5 protein-coding genes and 1 pseudogene are annotated in these 3,901 nt (G+C 71.1%); 4 read left to right on the top strand and 2 right to left on the bottom strand.

Going from position 1 to position 3,901, the window contains the following annotated elements:
- Both PV363_RS16485 and PV363_RS16480 read right to left on the bottom strand, forming a co-directional pair.
- Positions 1-539, bottom strand: a pseudogene (locus PV363_RS16485) (hypothetical protein); the annotation flags it as partial.
- 114 nt (positions 540-653) lie between these two features.
- Positions 654-1,331: a Crp/Fnr family transcriptional regulator gene (locus PV363_RS16480; RefSeq protein WP_301022906.1), complete on the bottom strand. Its 678-nt coding sequence runs from the start codon at positions 1,329-1,331 to the stop codon at positions 654-656.
- A gap of 112 nt (positions 1,332-1,443) precedes the next feature.
- Here PV363_RS16480 and nth point away from each other — a divergent pair, with 112 nt between their 5' ends.
- The 4 genes from nth to PV363_RS16460 all read left to right on the top strand — a co-directional run.
- On the top strand, positions 1,444-2,214 hold the full coding sequence (gene nth, locus PV363_RS16475) for an endonuclease III (protein ID WP_308290265.1): 771 nt from the start codon (positions 1,444-1,446) through the stop codon (positions 2,212-2,214).
- On the top strand, positions 2,211-2,900 hold the full coding sequence (locus PV363_RS16470) for a TlpA disulfide reductase family protein (RefSeq protein WP_220366407.1): 690 nt from the start codon (positions 2,211-2,213) through the stop codon (positions 2,898-2,900). The genes nth and PV363_RS16470 overlap by 4 nt, the downstream gene beginning before the upstream one ends.
- 9 nt (positions 2,901-2,909) lie before the next feature.
- Positions 2,910-3,632 carry a CoA pyrophosphatase gene (locus PV363_RS16465; protein WP_220345895.1) on the top strand — a complete coding sequence of 241 codons (723 nt, stop codon included), beginning with the start codon at positions 2,910-2,912 and terminating at the stop codon, positions 3,630-3,632.
- Positions 3,629-3,901, top strand: a 273-nt coding sequence (locus PV363_RS16460) for a CvpA family protein (RefSeq protein ID WP_301022905.1), incomplete at its 3' end; no start/stop codon positions are given. The genes PV363_RS16465 and PV363_RS16460, both read left to right, overlap by 4 nt.

Genomic DNA, 3,901 nt, shown 5'->3' with positions numbered 1-3,901 from the left:
CCTCCGCGATAGCCCTTGAGCTCGTCGACGTAGTCCACGAGCTGCTCGATGTCGACGAGCTCGGCGCGAGCCATCCCGTCGGCGGAGGCGAGGGCGTACGGCCGTCGTTGCCGCCGAAGAAGATCGGACGTGGTCCGTAGCGGGCTGGTCACACGGATGCCGTCGACCTCGGTGACGTCGGGATCGGCAAGGAACGCCTGTCGGCACGTCACCCCGTCGGCGCGGACCCTGCCCACACCGTGCGGCGTCACCAAGGTCGGTGTCAGGAGGTGGCGCTCGCTCGGCCGGAAGGTGTCGACCCCGAACAACCACGCCGCGAAGCAGTCGCTGAGGATCGCGTGCGGCGGGGTGACGAGGCGAGTGGCTCGGACGCGGAGCAGTCTCGTGTCCGGCACCCGTGCATCCACGTAGACCGACTTGAAGACGCCGCGGATCTGCTTCTGAGCGATCGATCGGCGGAGGTCCGACTCGCTCGCGAGGCCCGCGGCGGCATGGTCACGACCACGAAACGGCAGCCCGTCGTTGATGAGGTAGTGCATCGCCACATCGAACAGCGGTCGCACGGCGGTTGGTCGGCGCTATCCACAGGGGTGACCCGCGAGCACCAGAGAGTGACCCGCGAGCGGCAGGGGTGACCCGCGAGCGCCAGGGGGTCAGCGGGCGCGCTTCGAGAGCCGCTCGGGGTCGATGATCACGACCGAGCGCGGCTCGAGCCGCAGCCATCCGCGCATCGCGAAGTCGGCCAGCGCCTTGTTGACCGTCTCGCGGGAGGCGCCGACGAGCTGGGCGAGCTCCTCCTGCGTGAGGTCGTGGTGGACGTGGATTCCGTCGTCGGCCTTGCGCCCGAAGCGCTGCGAGAGGTCGATGAGCGCCTTGGCGACACGGCCCGGGACGTCGGAGAACACCAGGTCTGCCACGACGTCGTTGGTCCGGCGCAGACGCGAGGCGAGCTGGCCGAGGAGGGCACGGGCGACGTTGGGGTGGTCGTTGAGCCACTTGGTGAGCTCGTCGTGGCTCAGGCTCGTGAGCTCGGAGTCGGTCACCGCGGTCGCCGTCGCCGAGCGCGGGCCCGGGTCGAACAGGGAGAGCTCTCCGAACATCTGCCCGGGGCCGAGGATCGCGAGGAGGTTCTCGCGGCCGTCCGCCGAGCTGCGGCCGAGCTTGATCTTGCCGTCGGTGACGATGTAGAGCCGGTCGCCCTCGTCGCCTTCGTGGAAGAGCACCTCGCCGCGACGCAGGCGTGCCGACGACATCTGAGAGCCGAGCGACTCGGCGGCTTCGTCGTCGAGGCCCGAGAAGAGAGGTGCCTGTCGAAGTACGTCGTTGTCCACGGGTTCTCCTTGACCGAAGAAATTGTCACGCACTTCTCAGTGTCCCTCATTCGGACAACTCGGCGCCACCGACACGGTCATACGTGTCGCCCTCGCACCGTACGCTGGCACCGTGCCGAAGACCACCGCAGGGCCTGCCGCGGCCCGCCGCAGCGCCAAGGCCAAGCTCCCCGAGGTTCCTGCGCCCGAGACGTCCGACGTCCGCCGCGCACGCAAGATCGACCGCGTGCTCGCCGAGACCTATCCCGACGCCGACATCGAGCTCGACTTCGACGACCCCTTCCAGCTCCTCGTCGTCACGGTGCTCTCGGCGCAGACGACCGACCGGCGCGTCAACTCCGTACGCCCTGCGCTGTTCGGTCGTTATCCCGACGCGCGGGCCCTCGCCGAGGCCGATCGCGCCGACGTCGAGGAGATCATCAAGCCGACCGGCTTCTTCCGCGCCAAGTCCGAGCGCATCATCGCCCTCGCCACTGCGCTGGTCGACCGCTTCGGCGGCGAGGTGCCACCGCGGATGGACGACCTCACGACGTTGCCCGGTGTCGGTCGCAAGACGGCCAACGTCGTCCTCGGCAACGGCTTCGGCATCCCCGGATTCCCGGTCGACACGCACGTCCAGCGCGTCGGGCGTCGGCTCGGGCTCCTCGACGCGGCCGCGCTGAAGGATCCCGTCCGCGCCGAGATGGTCCTCGACCGGCTGATCGCCAAGAAGGACTGGACGATGGCGAGTCAACGACTGATCTGGCACGGGCGGCGCTGCTGCCATGCCGCCAAGCCGGCTTGCGGTGCCTGCTCGATCGCGCGCTGGTGCCCGTCGTTCGGCGAGGGGCCGACCGACCCGGAGGTGGCTGCCAAGCTTCTCCGGACCGAGGGGCGTGCATGAGGGGTACGACCGTGGCGCGGCGTCGTCGCGTGCGCTCCGCGCGCGTACGCTCCCCGCGGTCGGCGCCTGCGCTCGCGGCGGTGGCGGCGCTGCTCGCCCTGACAGCCTGCGGCGGAGACGACCTCCGACCTGCCGACGACGGCGCCCAGACCTCCGACGACATCGGGGCGAGCGTGGTCGACACCCCCACCCTGCGTGCGCTGAAGGCCGACGCAGGGATCGAGGCGTGTCCCCGTACGAGTCGCCGCGGGGCCGTCGAGGGCGGTCTGCCGGGTGTGGTCCTCGACTGTCTGGGCGGCGGCGCGCCTGTGAGCCTCCCCGGCCTGCCGGCTCGACCGACCGTCGTCAACGTCTGGGCGACCTGGTGCGGCCCCTGTCGCGAGGAGCTGCCCTACCTGGCGCGGCTTCACGACGAGGCGGACGGCTCCGTGGCCGTGCTCGGCATCGACTACCGCGACCCTGATCCGGAGGCCGCCCTGCGCCTCGCCAAGGATTCAGGGGTCACCTATCCGCTCGTCTCCGACCCCGACCAGTCGGTCGCGAAGGGCCTCGGTGTCGTCGGCCTGCCGCAGACGGTCTTCGTCGACGCCGCCGGAGTCGTCGTCGCCACCGAACGGACGCCGATCACGTCGTACGATCAGCTGCGATCGCTCGTCCGGGAGCACCTCGGCGTCGACGTGGCATGAGGAGAACCCATGACGTACGCCCGTGAGCTGGTCGACGACGACGCCCTGCCCGACTGGCTGCGGCCCCTCGCCGAGGTCGGGCGGAGCATCGACAGCCCGCGCTTCCTGTCGCCCTCGATGCCGGAGGCGCCGCCGAAGGCCCGTCCGGCGGCCGTGCTCGTGCTCTTCGGCGAGGGAGACTCCGGTCCCGACCTGCTGCTCACCGAGCGCGCGCACTCGATGCGGTCGCACGCCGGCCAGATCGCGTTCCCGGGCGGCGCGACCGACCCCGAGGACGCCGGTCCGGTCGCCACCGCTCTCCGCGAGGCCGAGGAGGAGGTCGGGCTCGACCCCGACGGCGTCGACGTCTTCGCGACCCTGCCGCGCCTGTGGCTGCCGCCGAGCAACTTCGCCGTCACGCCCGTGCTGGGCTGGTGGCGTCGCCCGTGTCCCGTGCGGCCTGTCGACCCGGTGGAGGTCGAGTCCGTCTTCCGGAGCCCTGTCGCCGAGCTGACCGACCCGGTCAACCGCTTCTCCGTCTCCCACCCCTCCGGTTGGGTGGGTCCCGGGTTCGCGGTCAACGGCGGGCTCACGCTCTGGGGATTCACCGCAGGGATCGTCTCGCGGCTGTTCGGCGCCGTCGGCTGGGAGCGCCCGTGGGACGCCGGCCGCGTCGTCCCCTATCCCGGCACGGCCCGCGACCCGTTGGTCGAGGAGATCGAGACCGACGCGGCACGTGGACGGCGTCGATGAATCCCGTCGACGCCGTCGTCCTGCTGATCGTCGTCTCGTACGCCGTCCTCGGCTACCTCCGTGGATTCGTCGCCGGTGCCGTCGCGATGGTCGGTCTCATCGCCGGTGGTGTGGTCGGGCTGGTGGTGTCGCCGCTGCTGCTGACCCGGCTGGAGCACGGGACTGTGCGTTCACTCGTGGCCGTGATCCTCGTGCTGGTCCTGGCCTCCGCCGGCCAGGCGATCGGCTCGCAGGTCGGCACGCGCCTGCGCGGCCGCATGACGCATCCT

This window comes from Mumia sp. (assembly GCF_028803055.1).
Taxonomy (GTDB): Bacteria; Actinomycetota; Actinomycetes; order Propionibacteriales; family Nocardioidaceae; genus Mumia.
Note: the sequence above shows the minus strand (reverse complement) of the source record. Positions and strands in the feature narration are given on the sequence as shown.

Coding starts and splice junctions, on each gene's coding strand:
- PV363_RS16470 (WP_220366407.1), top strand. CDS start 2,211: ATGAGGGGTACGACCGTGGCGCGGCGTCGTCGCGTGCGCTCCGCGCGC.
- PV363_RS16465 (WP_220345895.1), top strand. CDS start 2,910: ATGACGTACGCCCGTGAGCTGGTCGACGACGACGCCCTGCCCGACTGG.